The organism is Brevundimonas sp., assembly GCF_046295595.1.
Classification (GTDB): domain Bacteria; phylum Pseudomonadota; class Alphaproteobacteria; order Caulobacterales; family Caulobacteraceae; genus Brevundimonas.
Window position 1 is genome coordinate 63,530 of record NZ_JBKBMX010000016.1, and the last position, 17,861, is coordinate 81,390.

A 17,861-nucleotide genomic window follows, 5' to 3' on the forward strand; every position below is an offset into this window, starting at 1 on the left:
TCTTTAGGGGCTGATCGCCTCCAGCGCTACTTCGGGGCATTGCGGAGGCGGCGCGGCTTGTCGCCGCCCCCCGCCCCGTGGCACAGCAGCGCCGTCAAGGCGGAGCCGTACGATGAGCGAAGACGTCACCAAAGACAGCAACGGCGCCGTCCTCGCCGATGGCGACAGCGTGACCCTGATCAAGGACCTCAAGGTCAAGGGCTCGGGCGGGGTGACGCTGAAGCGCGGGACCCTGGTCAAGAACATCCGCCTGACCGGCGACACGGACGAGATCGAGGCCAATGTCGACAAGGTCCGCGGCCTCGTGCTCAGGACCGAGTTCGTCAAGAAGGCCTGATTGGCTCAGCCCTGCGCGTTCCTGATCGCCGCCGCCCCGGCGAACGGCGTGACCACCATCGCGAACAGCACGTAAGCCGCGAGGAAGGCCAGCGCCGGCGTCGGCGACAGCCCGTTCGCCGCCCGCTCCAGCGCCCCCGCGCCGAATACCACCGGCGGGATGAACAGCGGCAGCACCACCACCGCGATCAGCAGGCCGCCGCGCTTCGAGCCGAGCGCCAGCGCCGCGCCCAGCGCCCCGGTCAGGGCGAACCCCAGTGCCCCGATCAGGGCCGACAGGGCGACCAGCGGCGCCTGCTCGGGCGCAAGGCCGAGGGTGATGGCGGCGACCGGCGCGGTCAGGGCCAGCGGTACGCCGACGGCCAGCCACTGGGCCTTGGCCTTGGCCAGCACCACCAGCTCCAGCGGCGCGGGGCCCAGCGCGATCAGGTCCAGCGCCCCGTCCTCGTGATCGCGCTCGAACAGCCGCTCCAGCGACAGGATCGACGACAGGGCGAGGGCCAGCCAGGCGATCCCGCGGGCGACCGGCTTCAGCCCGGCCGGATCCCCGCCCGCCGCCAGCGGCGCCAGCACCGTCAGGCACAGGAAGAAGCCGCAGGCCAGCAACGGCCCGCCCCCGCCCGACCAGGCCAGGGCCAGCTCGCGCCGCCACAGGATGGTCAGGGCGCTCACCGCCCGGCTCCGATGTCTAGCGCCCGCGCCGGCACCGGTAGCGGATCGTGCACGGCGGCGAGGATGGCCCCGCCCTTGTCCAGATGCGCCTGCATCAGCAGCCCCAGCGCCGCGCGCCAGCGGGCGTCCAGCGGCGCGAACGGCTCGTCCAGCAGCCAGACCGGCCGCGGCGCGGCGATCAGCCGGGCGAAGGCCAGCCGGCGGCGCTGCCCGGCCGACAGCTGGCGCACCTCCAGATCCAGCAACGGCTCGAGCGCCAGCACATCGACCGCGGCGGCGATCCCGGCCGCGTCGGCGCCGTGCCAGCCGGCCTGAAACGCCAGCTCCTCCCGCGCCCGGCGCGCGCCCTTGAGCCCGTCCAGATGACCCAGCCAGTGCAGAAGCCGCCGCCGCGCCTCGGCCGGGTCGGCGTCGCCAAAGCCGATGGTCCCGGCGTCGGGGCGCAGGAAGCCGGCGAGGGCGCGCAACAGGCTGGTCTTGCCCGCGCCATTGGCCCCCGTCAGCGCCACCGCCTCGCCGGCGGCCAGTGAGAAGGACAGGTCGCGGAACAGCACGCGCTCGCCGCGGGACAGGGTCAGGGACTCCACCGTAATCATCCCTTCCCCCTTCGCGGGGGAAGGTGGCCGGCGGAGCCGGTCGGATGGGGGGGCTGCTTCGGCCGGCAGGCTGCGGAGTAATCAGCGGCGACCTGGATGGCCCGGTGTCTCACCCCCCATCCGTCTCGCTCCGCGAGCCACCTTCCCCCGCAAGGGGGGAAGGAAGCGCGATCCGGATTGATAGTCGTTCTCAATGACCCCACGCCCGACGTGGATACATGGACGCAGCGGACAACCCTCGCTATATCCCGGCACGCCGCAGCAGGCGTTCGCCGCGCGCGTCGGGGACCTGTGCGCCCCGCCGTCGACCGCGCGATCGTGCAACCGGATTGTCGGGCGGCGTTGACCAGAGGAAGCCTCTCCATGCCGTCGAACGACAGCTTCAAGACCCGTCAGGACCTTTCCGTCGGGCGCAAGAAATACGCCTATTACAGCCTTCCGGCCGCCGAGGAAGCCGGTCTGGCCGGGATTTCCCGCCTGCCGCGCTCGATGAAGGTGCTGCTGGAGAACCTGCTGCGCAACGAGGACGGCGTCTCGGTCACCGAGGCCGACCTGCGCGCCGTCGCCGCCTGGGTCGACAACAAGGGCTCGGTCGAGCACGAGATCGCCTTCCGCCCGGCCCGCGTGCTGATGCAGGACTTCACCGGCGTTCCCGCCGTGGTCGACCTGGCCGCCATGCGCGACGCCATGGGCGCCCTGGGCGCCGATCCGGCCAGGATCAATCCGCTCAACCCCGTCGACCTCGTCATCGACCACTCGGTCATGGTCGACCATTTCGGCACCCCGGGCGCCTTCGAGCAGAACGTCGAGCGCGAGTATGAGCGCAACATCGAGCGCTATAAATTCCTCCGCTGGGGTTCGACCTCGTTCAACAATTTCCGCGTCGTGCCCCCCGGCACCGGCATCTGCCACCAGGTCAACCTCGAGAACCTGGCCCAGACCGTCTGGACCGCGCCCGAGGGCAAGGCCACCCTGGCCTATCCCGACACCGTCGTCGGCACCGACAGCCACACCACCATGATCAACGGCCTGGCCGTTCTGGGCTGGGGCGTCGGCGGCATCGAGGCCGAGGCGGCCATGCTGGGCCAGCCGATCCCGATGCTGATCCCCGAGGTCATCGGCTTCCGCCTGACCGGCGCCCTGCCGGAAGGCGCCACCGCCACCGACCTGGTGCTGACCGTCACCCAGATGCTGCGTCGCAAGGGCGTGGTCGGCAAGTTCGTCGAGTTCTTCGGCCCCGGCGTCATCAGCCTGACCATCGAGGACCAGGCCACCATCGCCAACATGGCCCCGGAATACGGCGCGACCTGCGGCTTCTTCCCCGTCTCGGCGGCGACCATCGGCTATCTGACCGCCACCGGCCGCGACAAGGCCCGCGTCGCCCTCGTCGAAGCCTATGCCAAGGCCCAGGGCCTGTGGATCGACGAGAGCTCGGAAGACCCGGTCTTCACCGACATCCTCGAGCTGGACATGGGCACGGTCGTGCCGTCGCTGGCCGGTCCCAAGCGTCCGCAGGACAAGGTCGAGCTGACCGTCGCCGCCCCGTCGTTCGAAACGGCGCTCGGCGAGGTGTTCAACCGCCCGGCCGACGCCGCCCGCGTCGCCGTCGAGGGCGAGAAGTTCGACCTCGGCGACGGCGACGTCGTCATCGCCGCCATCACCTCCTGCACCAACACCTCCAACCCGTCGGTGCTGATCGCCGCCGGCCTGGTGGCGCGCAAGGCCCGCAAACTCGGTATGACCGTCAAGCCGTGGGTCAAGACCTCGCTGGCCCCCGGCTCGCAGGTGGTCACCGACTATCTGACCGCCGCCGGCCTGCAGGCCGACCTCGACGCCATGGGCTTCAACCTCGTCGGCTACGGCTGCACCACCTGCATCGGCAACTCGGGCCCGCTGGATCCGGCGATCTCGAAGGCGATCAACGACAACGGCCTGGTCGCCACCTCGGTGCTGTCCGGCAACCGCAACTTTGAAGGCCGGGTGAACCCCGACGTCCAGGCCAACTACCTGGCCTCGCCGCCGCTGGTCGTCGCCTATGCCCTGGCCGGCTCGATGCGGATCGACATCTCGAAGGATCCGATCGGTCAGGACAAGAAGGGCAAGGACGTCTTCCTCAAGGACGTCTGGCCGACCTCGGCCGAGATCGCCGCCATCCAGAAGAAGTCGGTCACCCCGGCGATGTTCGCCAAACGCTACGCCGACGTCTTCAAGGGCGACAAGCACTGGCAGGGCATCGACGTCGCCGGCGGCCAGACCTACGCCTGGGACGACAGCTCGACCTATGTGCAGAACCCGCCCTATTTCGAGGGCATGTCGATGGAGCCGGCTCCGGTCACCGACATCGTCGAGGCCCGCGTCCTCGCCATCTTCGGCGACTCGATCACCACCGACCACATCAGCCCGGCCGGTTCGATCAAGAAGAGCTCGCCGGCCGGCGCCTGGCTGACCGAGCACGGCGTCGACGCGCTGGATTTCAACTCCTACGGCGCGCGCCGCGGGAATCATGAAGTCATGATGCGCGGTACCTTCGCCAACATCCGCATCCGCAACAAGATCACGCCGGAGATCGAGGGCGGGGTGACCAAACACTTCCCGTCGCAGGACACGATGTCGATCTACGACGCGGCCATGCGCTACCAGGCCGAGGGCCGGCCGCTGGTCGTCTTCGCCGGCAAGGAATACGGCACCGGCTCGTCGCGCGACTGGGCGGCCAAGGGCACCCGCCTGCTGGGCGTCCGCGCCGTCATCGCCGAGAGCTATGAGCGCATCCACCGCTCCAACCTGGTCGGGATGGGCGTGGTGCCGCTGCAGTTCAAGACCGAGGGCTGGGTCCGTCTGGGCCTGACGGGCGAAGAGATCGTCACGATCCGCGGCCTGACCGACATCAACATCGGCAAGCTGCGCCCGCGTCAGGACCTGTGGGTCGAGCTGTTCCGTCCCTCGGACGGCAAGATGGCCCGCTTCCCGGTCCGCTGCCGCATCGATAACCAGACCGAGCTGGACTACTTCAAGGCCGGCGGGGTCATGCCCTACGTCCTGCGCAACCTCGCCCGCGGGCCGGAAGCGATCGCGGCGGAGTAGGCCTCAGCGGTTGAACAGATGAAGGGGCCGGCGGAGCGATCCTCCGGCCCTTTTTTGTTGGGGCGGGGCTCACCGCAGACGACCGCCCGAGGCGCCTGCGGAAAGCTTCAGCCGCGAGCGTAGAATGAAGCGAGAAATGCGGGCGTCATCCGCCGGGTCAGCATCGTTGCGACCAATGCCGCCAGTCCGACACAGCTGGCGGCCAGCCATTGGAACTCGCCCATACCCGCCAGCCCCGCTTGGACGGCGACCAGGACATATCCGGCGGAAAACGCCGACATGGTCAGACCCTGCAAGGGAACCGTCATTGCCCGGGTGAGGTGAAATGCGGTCCCGCTGAGGAACAGGTAGCCAGTCACGAGGCTGTAGAAACCGTAGCCCAGCGCCATGCCGCCAAACGTTTCGACGGGCCCGCAGTGCTCAAGGGTGCAGAGGGTCGGGTATGGGAAGAACGAGAGGACGGCGCAGATCGCACCGACCAGAACGAGTTCGGTGAGCTTGTACGCGCCGACCCGGTAGAGCGCCGTCATCGCATGTCCTCGCATCCCGCGTGGCCAAGATTGCCTGTGCTCCGCCCTGTGGGCAACGGGGCAGGCTCGACAGACGGACCGGCCCAAACCGCCCTGTGATAGGCTCGGCAGATGAGCGTCACCTATCTTCACCTGCCTCCCGGCGAGGAGCCACCCGCGATAGATGCCTTGAGACCGTTCAAGGCCGTGTTGGTCCTCGATCAGGCCGTGTCCGAGGAATGGCAGGGCCGGGTCAGTGACTGGCTCGTCAAAAGCGGCTGCCTCTACATGATGGCGTGGGGGACAGGCTGCAGTTCGTGGGACGACAGCGTGGACTATGCGAATCTGTCGGCGACGGATTTCGGCGACATGTCGGACGATCAGTTCGTGTTGACGACCTGGCATGATGACGAGCCGCTGGCAGCGACGTTCTGGTTTGCCGGGCACGCGGCCGTTCACCCGACCGTGCCGCTCAGCAATGTGGTCATAATCGATGTCGGCGTGCGGGATCGCGAGACCCGGATGCGCGAAGCCTATGCCTTGGCGCAGACCGAGACCGTGTAAGGGCCGGACAGGATCGGGTGTTGTAGTGCGAGAAATGGCCCACATGACAGGACACCGAGGCGGCGCACTTTCAGTAGCTGGCCTCCTGCTGGTATTCGCCGTGCTGGCGCTCATGGCATGCGAACCAAGGCCCCAGGGGGTGGATGTTATTGCAAAGCCGGTGCTCCCGGCCGCCGAGGTCGCGTCGCTGGAGCGGCGCGCAAGCGCCGGTGACCGGGAGGCTCTGTTGAGGCTCGCGATGCACTACGAGTTCGCCTCCGGCGGAACGCCCGACTCAAGACAGCGCGCGGAACATTGGATCGAGCTCGCCGCGGAAACGGGTGACGCGGCTGCGATTGATCGGTGGGCGGCCTGGCTCTTGGTGACGAAGCGCTGCGACGAAGCCCGTAGCTGGTTTGATCGGCTCCCATCAACGGCCGAGGATCGCGCCAGCTTCGAGCGTGACGAGTTGCTTTGCAGAAGAAGCGCCCAGCGCGCCCCCTAGCGTGTCGGCAACCCTCGCCCTCCCTACCCCCGCGTCGCGTTGTGCGGCCCGCGATCGCGCGGGTTCCGCCCGAAGGCCTGGTCGCACAGGGAGCGGCCGAACTCTTCCGAGACCATCACCTGGCGGTCGCCGAACAAACCCGCGAACCGACCGCCCGCCGTCGTCGCCACCGTGATCGGGAAGCGGCCGACGACGAGGTTGCCGCGGCCCGGATCGACGAACTCGACCGTGCCGCCGAGGGCGTGCATCCCCTCGCCGTTCAACAGCATCTCGGCCCGCCCGGCGCGCTCCAGGCGCTCGACATGGATGCGCACGTCGATCGGCGCCGTGCCGTGCATGCAACGGGTCAGCTCCTCGCGCACCTCTTCCGAAAAGGTCTCGGAGAAATCCTCCTCGGCATCCAGCCAGGCGCTGGAGACGGTGATCGAGCCGACCTGGGCGGTTTCCTGCAGCCCCGGCGGCAGGTCCATCGGCGGGCCGCCCTCGATGACCGGGGCGCAGGCGGTGGCGGCGAACACGGCGGCGACGGCCGCGGCGGCGAGGAACGACTTCATGACAGGCCTCTGTGGTTTCCCGTGAAGCTTAGGCCGCTCCCGCTGTGAACCCTGGATGAACCGCGTTCGGCCGCGGATTAATTCGCCGTAAGCTCCGGCAATGCAGGCACCGTCCTGCCTACGTCCGATCCTGACGCAGGGCCGGGTTAGACTCGTCTTCGTTGGGAGGGAGAGGGCATGACAGGCGCGCGAACAGGAACGGAGGGCGCGTCCGGACGGTCCGGACGGTCCGGACGGTCTGGACGATTCGGACGGTGTTTTTCGGATTATACCCGGGTAAAATCCGCCTCAGCCGCCGAACACCTCGACGCCGATCTCGCCGTCCGGGGTCAGCCAGGCCCGCTTCATGCCCTGGCTGTTGAACGGGGCGGTGATGGTCCCGTCGCGGTCCAGGGCGATCAGGCCGCCGTCGCCGCCCATCTCGCCGATCTGGTCGATCACCGCCGCGCCCGCTTCGGCCAGCGACTGCCCCGCCTCGACCCGCCAGCCGATCTGGGCGCAGGCCACGACGCGGATGAAGTATTCGCCCTGGCCGGTGGCCGAGACCGCGACCCGGCCGTCGGCCCAGCTGCCGGCGCCCGGGATGGGGGTGTCGCCGACCCGACCCGGCATCTTGCCGAACACCCCCGCCGTCGAGGTCGCCGCCGCCAGCCGCCCGTCGCGGTCCAGCACGCAGCAGCCGACCGTGCCGTGGCTCAGCGTCCCCGGCGGATGGTTGTCCTCGCCCTGGCCGGCGCGGGTGAACCAGGCCGCCTCGTCGCCGATCGGCTCCAACCCCCGGTCGTGGGCGAAAAGGGCCGCCCCCTCGCCGGCCAGCATCACATGCGGCGTGTGGTCCATGACGGCGCGGGCCGCGACCACGGGATTGCGGAACCCCTGCAGGGCCGCCACCGCCCCGGCCTTGCGCGTCGCGCCGTCCATCAGGCTGGCGTCCAGCTCATAGGCCCCGGCCAGATTGGGGCTGGCCCCGCGCCCGGCGACATAGAGGCCGGAGTCCTCCAGCAACACGGTCGCCTCGACAGCCACGTCCAGCGCCGACGCCCCGGCGTCCAGCCGCGCCTTCATCGCCTCGACCACCGCGCGCATGTGCGCGACCTCGCGGGTGTAGTCGCGCGCGCGCCGCGCGCCCGCGCCGCCGTGAAGGATGAGGGCCGTCATGGGGGGTCGTCTCCGGATCGCCCCTTTTCAACGGGCGTGGCGCTGCTTAGCCTTCCCCGAACGCGAGCGCCACGCGGCGCGCGCCACCCCTCCCCAGGAAAACCCCTCATGCGCGCAGTCCTGTCCACGGCCCCCGGCGGCCCCGAAACCCTCGTCGTCGAGGAGGTGCTCGACCCGACGCCGGGCAAGGGCGAGGTGGTGATCGAGGTCCGCGCCGTCGGCGTCAACTTCCCCGACACCCTGATCATCGAGGACAAATACCAGTTCAAACCGCAGCGGCCGTTCTCGCCCGGCGGCGAGGTCGCCGGCGTGGTCGAGGCCATCGGCGAGGGCGTGACGACGGTGCGCAAGGGCGACCGGGTCATCGCCGTGCCCGGCTGGGGCGGCATGGTCGAGCGTCTGGCCGTCCCCGCCGCCTCGGTGATGAAGATCCCCGAGGAGATGGATTTCAACACCGCCGCCGCCCTGGTGATGACCTACGGCACCTCCTACTACGCGCTCAAGGACCGGGCCGCGCTGAAAGCCGGCGAGAGCTTGCTGGTGCTGGGCGCCGCCGGCGGGGTCGGCGTCGCCGCGGTCGAGCTGGGCAAGGCCATGGGGGCGCACGTCATCGCCGCCGCCTCGACCAACGACAAGGTCCAGTTCGCCCTGGAGGCGGGCGCCGACAACGGCCTGATCTACCCCACCGGCAAGATGGACAAGGCGGCGCAGAAGGAGCTGTCCGGGGAGTTCAAACTGGCCTCGGGCCGCGACGGCGCCGACGTCGTCTATGACGCGGTCGGCGGCGACTATTGCGAGCCGGCGCTGCGGGCCATGGACTGGAACGGCCGCTATCTGGTGGTCGGCTTCCCGGCCGGCATCCCGGCCCTGCCGCTGAACCTGACCCTGCTCAAGTCGGTGTCGGTGATCGGCGTGTTCTGGGGCGCGGCGGTGATGCGCGACCCGGCCGCCCACGCCGCCAACATGGCCGACCTGTTCCGCTTCTGGAGCGAGGGCAAGATCAAGCCTCGCGTCAGCCAGACCTTCCCGCTGGAACGCGCCCATGAGGCGATCAAGGCGCTGGGCGAGCGCTCGGTGATGGGCAAGGTGGTGGTGACGGTCGAGAGCTAGTCCTGCCGCAACCGCTCCAGCGCCCGCGCCGCCTGGTCCTTGTGGCGCTTGCGGATATTGGCGCCGAGAGTGGCGACCAGGGCGGCGATCACCGCCGCGTCGTCGGTGAAGCCGATGCCGGCGAAGATGTCGGGAATGGCGTCGATGGGCAGGACGAAATAGGCCAGCCCGCCCAGCATCAGCCCCTTGGCCGCCGTCGGCGTCTCGGGGTCGCGGGCGGCGAACCAGACCGACAGGGCCTGACCGGCGAACGGAATCTTCGAGGCCGTGCGCCGGATCTTGGGCCAGAAGCCCTTGCTGACCCGCACCTCATTGACCCGTTGGACCGCGGGCACGAGGGCGCGGGACGGATCGAGCGCCTGTTCGGGTGTGATCGGCCCGGAGGCGTGATTGGCTTTGCTGGACATGGCGGTTAAACCCCCGGCCGAAACTCAGGTTCAGACAAGATAGGGGCTCGCGCCATGAAACTCGACAGCAGCATCGCCGCAGTGGTCACCGGCGGGGCCTCGGGCCTCGGCGAAGGCACCGCCCGCGCCATCGCCGCCACCGGCGCCAAGGTCGCCCTGTTCGACCTCAATGAGGAGGCCGGCGAGCGCATCGCGGCCGAAATCGGCGGGGTCTTCTGCAAGGTCGACGTCACCGACGACGCCTGCGTCGCCGCGGCCTTCGACAAGGCCCGCGCCGCCCACGGCCAGGAGCGGCTGACCGTCAACTGCGCCGGCATCGCCACCGGCCAGAAGACCGTCTCGCGCAAGAAGGACACCGGCGAGATCCGCGCGCACGACATGGCCGCCTTCGAGCGCACCGTGCGGGTCAATCTGTTCGGCACCTTCCGCGTCCTGTCGCAGTCGGCGGCCGGCATGGTCACCCTGGAGCCGATGGCCGACGGCGAGCGCGGCCTGATCGTCAACACCGCCTCGGTGGCGGCCCAGGACGGCCAGATCGGCCAGGCGGCCTATTCGGCTTCCAAGGGCGGGGTCTACGCCATGACCCTGCCGGTCGCCCGCGACCTCGCCCAGGAAGGCGTCCGCTGCAACACCATCCTGCCCGGCATCATGTGGACGCCGATGATGGCCGGCATGGACCAGAAGATCCAGGACGCCCTCGCCGCCGCCATCCCCTTCCCCAGCCGCCTCGGCACCCCCGCGGACTACGCCTCGCTGGTGCTGGAGCTGGCCCGCAACGTCTACATCAACGGCGAATGCATCCGGCTTGATGGCGCCATTCGCCTGGCGCCGCGCTGACGCGCCGAGCGGGGCGCTACCGCTCGCGACGCGGTCGCTCGCTGCTTGAGCGCGATTTGGGGGTAATTTTAGCGAGGGGGCTTGCGAGAGATCGGAGCTTCCCGCTATACGCCCGCCTCCGACTGAAGTGCGGGCGTAGCTCAGTGGTAGAGCACAACCTTGCCAAGGTTGGGGTCGAGAGTTCGAATCTCTTCGCCCGCTCCAGTCGACCCAAGAAGCCCGGTCCCCGCGACCGGGCTTTCTTGCTTTCCGGCCCCTCGCTTTCCTTCACCTGATCCGTCGGCCGACAAGCGCGGCCGTTGATCTGGCCGCCGGAATCGATCACCGTTTGTCGGGGCGGGAGGGTCGAGGCATGGATGACGGGACGAGCGTGGGAAGATCGCGCTTCGGGGCGGCGAACCGGCTGGACGCCTTCGTCGACGCCGCCTTCGCCTTCGCCGTGTCGTTGTTGATCATCGCCGGCGGCGAGCCGCTGCGGTCGTATGACGATCTGTTGCGCGCCCTGACGCGCATTCCCGCGTTTCTGGCCGGGTTCGCCCTGATCATCCTGTTTTGGCTGGCGCACAGGGCGTGGTCGGCGCTGGGACCGAAGCGGGATGGAACCGCCACCCTTCTGAGCCTGGCGGTGGTGTTCTCGGTGCTGGTGTTCGTCTTCCCGCTCCGGCTCCTGACCGAGACGGCGGTGCATTTCATGTCGGGCGGCCGGCTGCCGGGCGGCGAGCTGATCACCAGCTTCGGCCAGTTGGGTTCGATCTATGTGATCTACGGGCTGGGATTTTCGATCCTGTCGGTGCTGTACGCCCTGCTGTTTCGTCACGCCTGGTCCGGCATGGGCGCCGGCGATCCGGGTCGCGCCGACGCCCGGTCGTGGATGCGAACCTGGCTTCTGGCCGCCGGCGCGGGCGTGCTGTCATCCCTGACGGCGCTGAGCCCTCTTCTGCCGGTCGCGCCATGGCTCCCGGGGATGACCTATTGGATCATTCCGCTGGGCATCTGGAGCCTCGCCGCCCTCGACCACCGCAGGGCCCCGGCGGTGGAGACGGACGGCGTTTCGGCCGGCTGATCGGCGGCCTCCGCTGGACCCGCCGACGCCGACGCGCTAGTCGCGCTGGCGGGGAAACCGGGCCGGTCCGGTTCGCCGTTTGCAGGGTGTCTCCCGAGCGGCGCCGCGGGGCGCCAGAACGGGACAGTCGGGGCGCATGTTTCTCGAGGGCCAGGTCAACTGGGTGTGGATTCTCGGCGGTCTGGCGGTCGTCGGCTGGGTCATCGGCCTGATCGGCCTTTGGCTGGCCGCCGCCAACCGTTCGCGGCATGTCGACGCCTCCGGGCAGCTGGACCTGGTGCAAAGGGTCGCGGAGGATTCCCAGAAGCGGCTGTTCGAGACCCTGAACGCCATTCCGGTGCCGCTGGTCGAAACCGACCGACAGGGCAAATTCGTCTTCGCCAACCGCGCCGCGCACCATCTGCTGGGGCGGCGTGACGCCGAGCTTATCGGCCTGCGCTTTCACTCGGCCACCTGGGGCATCACCTTCCCGGACGGGCGGCCGATTCCGCCCGACCTGCTGCCCAGCGCCCGCGCCCTGAGGGGCCAGACGGTCAAGGGCTTCCAACATCTGCTGGCCAATCCCGCCACGCGTCGCAAGATGCTGGTCTCGGTCACGGCCATGCCGATCGAGAACGAGCTGGGCCAGATCACGGGCTCGACCGCCGCCATCGTCGAGACCGAAGGCCTGATCACGCCCGAGCCGGTGGTGGCCGAAACTGTGTCGGCTGGCGACGACCTGACCCGCCGGGTGTTCGACGCCGCTTCCAGCGCCCTGGTCGTGGTCGGCGCGGACGGGCTGGTGCGCGAGGCCAACCGTACGGCGCTGGCGGTTTTGGGTCGGGAGGAGGCCGAGGGCGATTTCGCCGACCTGTTCCTCGACGAGGACGAGCGGGTGGAGGGCCGTCAGTCCCTGCGCGCCGCCCTGGCCGGCCCCGCCGGCGAGGCCGGGGCAATCGTCTCGCGGCGCGGGGCCGCCGAGGGCATCCGCTGGTCGATGCTGCCGCTGACCGATGCGGAGGGGCGGATCGACGCCCTGCTGCTGGCCGGCGAGCGCGCCGACCCGGCGCCCGCCGAGGTCGAGGTCGAAGAACCGGCGGCCGCGTCCGACGGGCCGGACCTGGTGGCCGACGAGGCGCTGCGCGAGGAAGTGGCCGCGGCCCGCGCCGCCGCCGCCGAGGCGCTGGCTGCGGCCGCAGCCGCGCGCGCCGAGGCCGACGCGGCCCGCGCCGCCGCCGGTCAGGTCCGCGCCGAAGCGGAGCTTGAGCTTCAGGGCGGGCGGCGGATGGAGAGCGTCGGCCGTCTGACCGGCGGGCTGGCGCACGATTTCAACGCCATGCTGGGCGTCATGACCGGGGCCCTGGACATGATGCTGAGGCAGGCCGACGACCCGGCCCGGGTGCGGCGGATCGGCGAGGCCGCGCTGGCGGCGGGCCAGAAGGGCGAACTGCTGACGCGGCGGCTGGCGGCCTTCTCGCAGGGCGACGACGAGCCGGTGCTGCGGGTCATGGACGCGGGCGTGCTGCTGCGCGGCATGGAAAGCCGGCTGCGCGACCTGGCCGGGTCCGGGATTGATCTGATGATCGAGGGGCCGGCCGGCCAGGCGCCGGCGCGGCTCGATCCGGTGGCGTTCGAGGGGGCGGTCAAGGCCCTGACGCGCAATGCGGTCGAGGCGGTTGACGGGCAGGGATCGGTGGCCGTCCGCCTCGAGACCCTGATGGAGGGCGGCCTGCGCCTCAGCGTCCGCGACAGCGGTCCCGGCATGGACCGCGACCTCGCCGCCCGCGCCATCGAGCCCTTCTTCACCACGCGCGAGGGGGCGGCGGGCCTTGGCCTGTCGCAGGCCTATGCCTTCGCGCGCCAGTCCGGCGGGGTGCTGTCGATCGACAGCCAGCCCGGACAGGGCGCGGAGGTGTCGATCACCCTGCCGGCCGCCGCCGTCGACTGATCGTCGGCCGCTGGCGCCGCAAGCGTCACGGTGTAGAATGGTTAACGCCTGTGGGAGGGTTGATCATGAAGCTGTTGCGTCTCGTCGTCGTGCTGGCGGTCCTGGCCTATGCCGGTTGGCTGGCCTGGCCGTTTCTGTCTCCATTGATTGAAGGCGCCGGGCCGGAAGCGGCCGCCACGCGCGCCGGGGCCGAGGCGCAGGCGGGGGGCGAACTGTTCGGCGTCCTTCCGGCCTGGTCGCTGTGGGCCGGGGCCATCGGACTTTATGTGATCTCGGCCCTGATGCTGGGAGCTGGCAACGCGAAAGCCGCCGCGGCCTATTTCCTCGCCTTCCTCGCCGACGCTGGCCTGCGGCTGGCGCTGGACCGGCAGGGCGGGGAGGCGGCGGCTTCCGGGCCGGCGACGATGGCGGCGCCCGGGGCGCTCTCCAGCCTGCCGGTTGAGCCGCTGTGGTGGCTGCTGGGCGCCCTGCTGCTGCTCGGCGCCCTGGTCGTGATCGCCAGCCGCCGCAGCCCGCGGGCGCGGACGCCGGGACAGCTGGCCTACTAGGACCGGCGGGGCTCGCCTGACGGGCGGGAGCGCCTATATGGAGCGCAACGGTTGACGCGCCCCGGCGCGCCGCTAGGTTCCGCGCGCTCCCCCCGCGCCCATCGAAACGAGAGACCCCATGGCCGAAGCCGCCTCCCCCAGCACCGCGTATGACGTCGTCATCATCGGGGGCGGGCCGGGCGGCTATAACGCCGCCATTCGCGCCGGCCAGCTGGGGCTGAAGGTCGCCTGTATCGAGATGCGCGAGACGCTGGGCGGCACCTGCCTGAACGTCGGCTGCATGCCGTCCAAGGCTCTGCTGCACGCCTCGGAACTGTTCGAGACGGCGACAACGGATTTCCCCCATCTCGGCATCGAGATCGGCGCGCCGAAGCTGAACCTCGGCCAGATGATGGGCCAGAAGGCTGACAGCGTCACGGCCCTGACCAAGGGCATCGAATTCCTCTTCAAGAAAAACAAGGCTGACTGGATCAAGGGCCGCGGCCGGATCATCGGCAAGGGTCAGGTCGAGGTCACCGCGGCCGACGGCTCGAAGACGGTGCTGACGGCGAAGGACATCGTCATCGCTACCGGCTCGGAGCCGACGCCGCTGCCCGGCGTGGCCTTCGAGGCCGGCAAGGTGGTCGATTCCACCGGCGCCCTGTCGCTTCCGGCCGTGCCGAAGCACCTGATCGTGGTCGGGGCCGGCATCATCGGCCTCGAACTCGGTTCGGTCTGGCGCCGGCTGGGCGCCCAGGTGACGGTGGTCGAATATCTGGACCGCATCACCCCGGGGATGGACAGCGACGTCGCCAAGGCCTTCCAGCGCGCCCTGACGAAACAGGGCATGAGCTTCAAGCTCGGCTCCAAGGTCACCGGGGCGAAGACCACGAAGGACGGGGTCGAACTGACCGTGGAGCCGGCCGCCGGCGGGGCCGCCGAGACGCTGAAGGGCGATGTCGTTCTGGTCGCCATCGGCCGCCGTCCCTACACCGAGGGGCTGGGGCTGGAGACGGTCGGGATCGAGACCGACAAGCGCGGCTTCCTCGCCAACGATCACTTCAGGATCGCCGACGGGGTCTGGGTGATCGGCGACGTCACCTATGGGCCGATGTTGGCGCACAAGGCGGAAGAGGACGCCGTGGCGGCGATCGAGTTGATCGCCGGCAAGGCCGGGCACGTCGACTACAATCTGGTGCCGAGCGTGGTCTACACCGTTCCGGAAGTGGCCTGGGTCGGCCAGACCGAGGACCAGCTGAAGGCGGACGGGGTGGCCTACAAGTCGGGCAAATTCCCATTCAGCGCCAATAGCCGGGCCAAGATCAACCACGAGACCGAGGGTTTCGCCAAGGTGCTGGCCGACGCGAAGACCGACCGGATTCTCGGCGTCCACATCGTCGGTCCGCAGGCCGGCGAGATGATCGGCGAGGCCTGCGTGGCCATGGCCTTCGGCGGCTCGTCCGAGGACATCGCCCGCATCTGCCACCCGCACCCGACCCGCTCGGAAGCCGTCAAACAGGCGGCCATGGGCGTCGATGGCTGGACCATGCAGGCCTGATCCAGCCCCGGCGTCACGCCCTCGGATGGGCCGCGGCGTAGGCGTCGAGGAGGCGGGCGGCGTCGACCTCGGTGTATTTCTGGGTCGTCGACAGGCTGGCGTGGCCCAGCAGTTCCTGGATCGAGCGCAGGTCGGCCCCGGCTCCGAGCAGGTGGGTGGCGAAGCTGTGGCGCAGGGCGTGCGGCGTGGCGCTGGTCGGCAGGCCGAGCCGGCCGCGCAGCCGCTGCACCGTGGCCTGGACGTGGCGCGGGCTGAGCGGGCCGCCGCGGCGGGCGCGGAACAGGGCGTCGCCCGGGGCCAGCGGGAAGGGCTGCAGGGCAAGGTAGGCGTCGACGGCGTCGCGCACGGCGGGCAGGACGGGGCTGAGCCGGGTCTTGCCGCCCTTGCCGGTGATGCGCAGGGCCTCGGGCAGGGGGGCGTCGGCGCGGGTCAGGGACAGGCCCTCGGAGATGCGCAGGCCACAGCCGTAGAGCAGGGTCAGGACGGCGCGGTCGCGGGCGGCCTCCCACGGTTCGGCGTCGGGGTCGGCCTGCGACTCCTGCATCAGGCCGCGGGCCTGGTCCTCGGTGACCGGGCGGGGCAGGGAGGCCTTGACCCGGGGGCCGCGGACGAGGGCGAGCTGGGGGGCGGGGACGCCGCAGCGGCGGTCGAGGAAGACGTGGAAGGTGCGGATCGCCGACAGGGTCTGGCTGATCGAACGGGCGTTCAGGGGGCGGTCGCCGGAGCGGCGCTCGGCGAGATGGGCGCGCAGTTCGGCCGGGGCGACGGCTCCCAGATCGGCGAGGGTCGGGGCCTCGCCGCGGTGGCGCTGGAGGAAGGCGAGATACTGGCGGCCGATGTGGCCATAGGCCTCGAGCGTGCGCGGGGACAGGCGGCGCTCGTGGGCCAGATGTTCGAGCCAGGCGGCCAGCGCCTCGTCTGCGCTTAGCTGAGAATGGGCCATCGTTCGGCCGTGCGTTCGACCACCCGGGCGATGAAGGCGACCAGTTCGCAGCCCATGGTCCGGGTGAAGCCGTCCGCTTCCGGCGAGCCGAAGGCGCAGATCGCCGGGCGGGCGGCGGCCTCGGCGCCGGGGAAGACCGGGGCCATGCGGATCAGGGCGACGGAGCGGACCTCGGTCTCGGCGGCGCCGAACAGGTTGAGGCCGTCGAAATTGGGGCCCAGCCAGGTCAGGCCGTGCTCGCCGAGCAGGGCGTCGACGCCGCCGGCCTCAAGCGATTTCCAGCCGAACGGCACGGCGCCGGGTTTTTCGAGGGCGATGGCGGCGCCGGCGAGGCCGAACCGGCCCTGGGCCACGGCGTCGAGGCGGCGGGCGAGGTCGGATGGGTTGCGCGCCTCCATCAGGTCGAGGGCGGCGACGTGGGTCTGGGTCTGGGCGGCGAAATTGGCGCGGGCGATGGCCTCGATGCGCTTGCGGGCGTCGGCCTCGCGTTCGGCGGCGGCTTCGAGACGGGTCAGGGCGGCGCGGCCGAATTCGACGACGTTGCGGCCGTGCGGCTTGAGACCGATCTCTTCCAGCAGCGAGCGGTCGTCGAGCAGGGTCTGCGGATGGGCCTGAAGCCAGGCGCGGATGTCCGGCCAGTGCGGCTCGGCGGCGTCCGGGGAGAGGTCAGGCGATACGCTCACAGACCTCTCCTCGAGGCGGGCTAGAGAATGGACTGGCCGGTCTTGCCCCAGTCGGCGAGGAAGGCATCAAGCCCCTTGTCGGTTAACGGGTGTTTGACCAGGGCCTTGAAAACGTCGGCCGGGAAGGTCGCGGCGTCGGCGCCGGCGACGGCGGCGGCGCTGACGTGGGCCGTATTGCGCAGGCTGGCGGCGAGAATCTGGGTGTCGAAGCCGTGCACGTCATAGAGGACGCGGATTTCCTCGAGCAGGCCGATTCCGTCGGCGCCGTGATCTTCCAGCCGGCCGACGAAGGGCGAGACGAAGGTGGCGCCGGCCTTGGCGGCGAGCATGGCCTGGGCGGCCGAGAAGCACAGGGTGACGTTGGTCTTGATGCCCTTGTCGCTGAAGGCGCGGGTGGCGCGCAGCCCGTCCCAGGTCAGGGGCAGTTTCACCACGACGTTCGGGGCGATGGCGGCGAGCTTGTCGCCCTCCTTGACCATGGTCTCGAAATCGGTCGCCACGGCCTCGGCGGAGATCGGGCCCTCGACGAGGGCGCAAATCTCGGCGATGACCTCGGCGATGTTGCGACCGGATTTGGCGATCAGCGAGGGATTGGTGGTGACGCCGTCCACCATGCCGGTGGGGACCATGTCCTTGATGACGGCGACGTCGGCTGTGTCGAGGAAGAGTTTCATGGGGACGGGGTTTAGCGATCTCTCGTCCGGATGGCGAGACGTCTTCCTTCCCCCCTTGCGGGGGAAGGTGGCCGGCGGAGCGAGACGGATGGGGGGGCTGGTTCCGGTTGCTGACTGGATGGCGGCGGCACCAATCGGACAGATGGGTGTCTCACCCCCCATCCGTCTCGCTCCGCGA

Annotated in this window: 19 protein-coding genes and 1 tRNA gene; 11 read left to right on the plus strand and 9 right to left on the minus strand. The window is 70.2% G+C overall.

Translation table 11 applies throughout. The features are described 5' to 3' along the window. The first annotated feature begins 112 nt into the window (after window positions 1–112). Window positions 113–337 carry an alkylphosphonate utilization protein gene (locus tag ACK4JY_RS11295; RefSeq protein WP_409605726.1) on the plus strand — a complete coding sequence of 75 codons (225 nt, stop codon included), beginning with the start codon at window positions 113–115 and terminating at the stop codon, window positions 335–337. A gap of 5 nt (window positions 338–342) precedes the next feature. On the opposite strand, the gene ccmB is transcribed toward ACK4JY_RS11295, so the two are convergent. Continuing rightward, window positions 343–1,008, minus strand: a complete 666-nt coding sequence (gene ccmB, locus ACK4JY_RS11300) for a heme exporter protein CcmB (RefSeq protein WP_409605728.1) — start codon at window positions 1,006–1,008, stop codon at window positions 343–345. Next, window positions 1,005–1,604: a heme ABC exporter ATP-binding protein CcmA gene (gene ccmA, locus ACK4JY_RS11305; RefSeq protein ID WP_409605730.1), complete on the minus strand. Its 600-nt coding sequence runs from the start codon at window positions 1,602–1,604 to the stop codon at window positions 1,005–1,007. The genes ccmB and ccmA overlap by 4 nt, the downstream gene beginning before the upstream one ends. A gap of 363 nt (window positions 1,605–1,967) precedes the next feature. On the opposite strand from ccmA, the gene acnA reads away from it, so the two are divergent. Next, window positions 1,968–4,685 carry an aconitate hydratase AcnA gene (gene acnA, locus ACK4JY_RS11310; RefSeq protein ID WP_409605732.1) on the plus strand — a complete coding sequence of 906 codons (2,718 nt, stop codon included), beginning with the start codon at window positions 1,968–1,970 and terminating at the stop codon, window positions 4,683–4,685. 107 nt (window positions 4,686–4,792) lie between these two features. Here the strand turns inward: acnA and ACK4JY_RS11315 are convergent, their stop codons facing one another. Further along, a complete protein-coding gene (locus ACK4JY_RS11315; RefSeq protein WP_409605734.1) occupies window positions 4,793–5,215 on the minus strand; it encodes a hypothetical protein in 423 nt (140 codons plus the stop codon). Window positions 5,216–5,326: 111 nt separating this feature from the next. Here ACK4JY_RS11315 and ACK4JY_RS11320 point away from each other — a divergent pair, with 111 nt between their 5' ends. Then, window positions 5,327–5,758, plus strand: a complete 432-nt coding sequence (locus ACK4JY_RS11320) for a hypothetical protein (protein WP_409605736.1) — start codon at window positions 5,327–5,329, stop codon at window positions 5,756–5,758. A gap of 100 nt (window positions 5,759–5,858) precedes the next feature. After that, window positions 5,859–6,242: a hypothetical protein gene (locus ACK4JY_RS11325; RefSeq protein ID WP_409605738.1), complete on the plus strand. Its 384-nt coding sequence runs from the start codon at window positions 5,859–5,861 to the stop codon at window positions 6,240–6,242. A gap of 23 nt (window positions 6,243–6,265) precedes the next feature. Here the strand turns inward: ACK4JY_RS11325 and ACK4JY_RS11330 are convergent, their stop codons facing one another. Together ACK4JY_RS11330 and ACK4JY_RS11335 are read right to left on the minus strand one after the other, a co-directional pair. Continuing rightward, the gene (locus tag ACK4JY_RS11330; RefSeq protein WP_409605740.1) at window positions 6,266–6,796 is read right to left on the minus strand and encodes a hypothetical protein; all 531 of its coding nucleotides are present in this window, start codon (window positions 6,794–6,796) and stop codon (window positions 6,266–6,268) included. Between the two features lie 288 nt (window positions 6,797–7,084). After that, on the minus strand, window positions 7,085–7,954 hold the full coding sequence (locus ACK4JY_RS11335; RefSeq protein ID WP_409605742.1) for an isoaspartyl peptidase/L-asparaginase family protein: 870 nt from the start codon (window positions 7,952–7,954) through the stop codon (window positions 7,085–7,087). 108 nt (window positions 7,955–8,062) lie between these two features. Here ACK4JY_RS11335 and ACK4JY_RS11340 point away from each other — a divergent pair, with 108 nt between their 5' ends. Then, window positions 8,063–9,064, plus strand: coding sequence for an NADPH:quinone oxidoreductase family protein (locus ACK4JY_RS11340; RefSeq protein ID WP_409605744.1), 1,002 nt, complete (start codon window positions 8,063–8,065; stop codon window positions 9,062–9,064). Here the strand turns inward: ACK4JY_RS11340 and ACK4JY_RS11345 are convergent. Continuing rightward, entirely contained in the window at window positions 9,061–9,471 is a 411-nt protein-coding gene (locus tag ACK4JY_RS11345) for a YkvA family protein (protein WP_409605746.1), read from the minus strand. The genes ACK4JY_RS11340 and ACK4JY_RS11345 overlap by 4 nt on opposite strands. Before the next feature lie 54 nt (window positions 9,472–9,525). Here ACK4JY_RS11345 and ACK4JY_RS11350 point away from each other — a divergent pair, with 54 nt between their 5' ends. The 6 genes from ACK4JY_RS11350 (at window position 9,526) to lpdA (ending at window position 15,383) form a co-directional block, all read left to right on the plus strand. After that, window positions 9,526–10,308: an SDR family oxidoreductase gene (locus ACK4JY_RS11350; RefSeq protein WP_409605748.1), complete on the plus strand. Its 783-nt coding sequence runs from the start codon at window positions 9,526–9,528 to the stop codon at window positions 10,306–10,308. Between the two features lie 129 nt (window positions 10,309–10,437). Next, window positions 10,438–10,512: transfer RNA gene (locus tag ACK4JY_RS11355), tRNA-Gly, on the plus strand. Window positions 10,513–10,660: 148 nt separating this feature from the next. Then, a complete protein-coding gene (locus ACK4JY_RS11360) occupies window positions 10,661–11,371 on the plus strand; it encodes a TMEM175 family protein (RefSeq protein ID WP_409605750.1) in 711 nt (236 codons plus the stop codon). A gap of 136 nt (window positions 11,372–11,507) precedes the next feature. Next, entirely contained in the window at window positions 11,508–13,298 is a 1,791-nt protein-coding gene (locus tag ACK4JY_RS11365) for an ATP-binding protein (protein WP_409605752.1), read from the plus strand. A 65-nt stretch (window positions 13,299–13,363) separates the two neighbouring features. Next, on the plus strand, window positions 13,364–13,846 hold the full coding sequence (locus ACK4JY_RS11370) for a hypothetical protein (protein WP_409605754.1): 483 nt from the start codon (window positions 13,364–13,366) through the stop codon (window positions 13,844–13,846). Between the two features lie 118 nt (window positions 13,847–13,964). Beyond that, entirely contained in the window at window positions 13,965–15,383 is a 1,419-nt protein-coding gene (gene lpdA, locus ACK4JY_RS11375; protein ID WP_409605756.1) for a dihydrolipoyl dehydrogenase, read from the plus strand. A gap of 13 nt (window positions 15,384–15,396) precedes the next feature. Here lpdA and ACK4JY_RS11380 read toward each other — a convergent pair whose 3' ends face one another. The 3 genes from ACK4JY_RS11380 to fsa are packed head-to-tail and all read right to left on the minus strand — an operon-like array spanning window position 15,397 to window position 17,683. After that, window positions 15,397–16,326 (minus strand): tyrosine recombinase XerC, encoded by a 930-nt coding sequence (locus ACK4JY_RS11380; protein ID WP_409605758.1) that lies wholly within the window; start codon window positions 16,324–16,326, stop codon window positions 15,397–15,399. Next, entirely contained in the window at window positions 16,308–17,009 is a 702-nt protein-coding gene (locus ACK4JY_RS11385) for a DUF484 family protein (RefSeq protein WP_409605759.1), read from the minus strand. The genes ACK4JY_RS11380 and ACK4JY_RS11385 overlap by 19 nt, the downstream gene beginning before the upstream one ends. Before the next feature lie 20 nt (window positions 17,010–17,029). Next, entirely contained in the window at window positions 17,030–17,683 is a 654-nt protein-coding gene (fsa, locus tag ACK4JY_RS11390; protein WP_409605761.1) for a fructose-6-phosphate aldolase, read from the minus strand. Window positions 17,684–17,861: the final 178 nt, after the last annotated feature.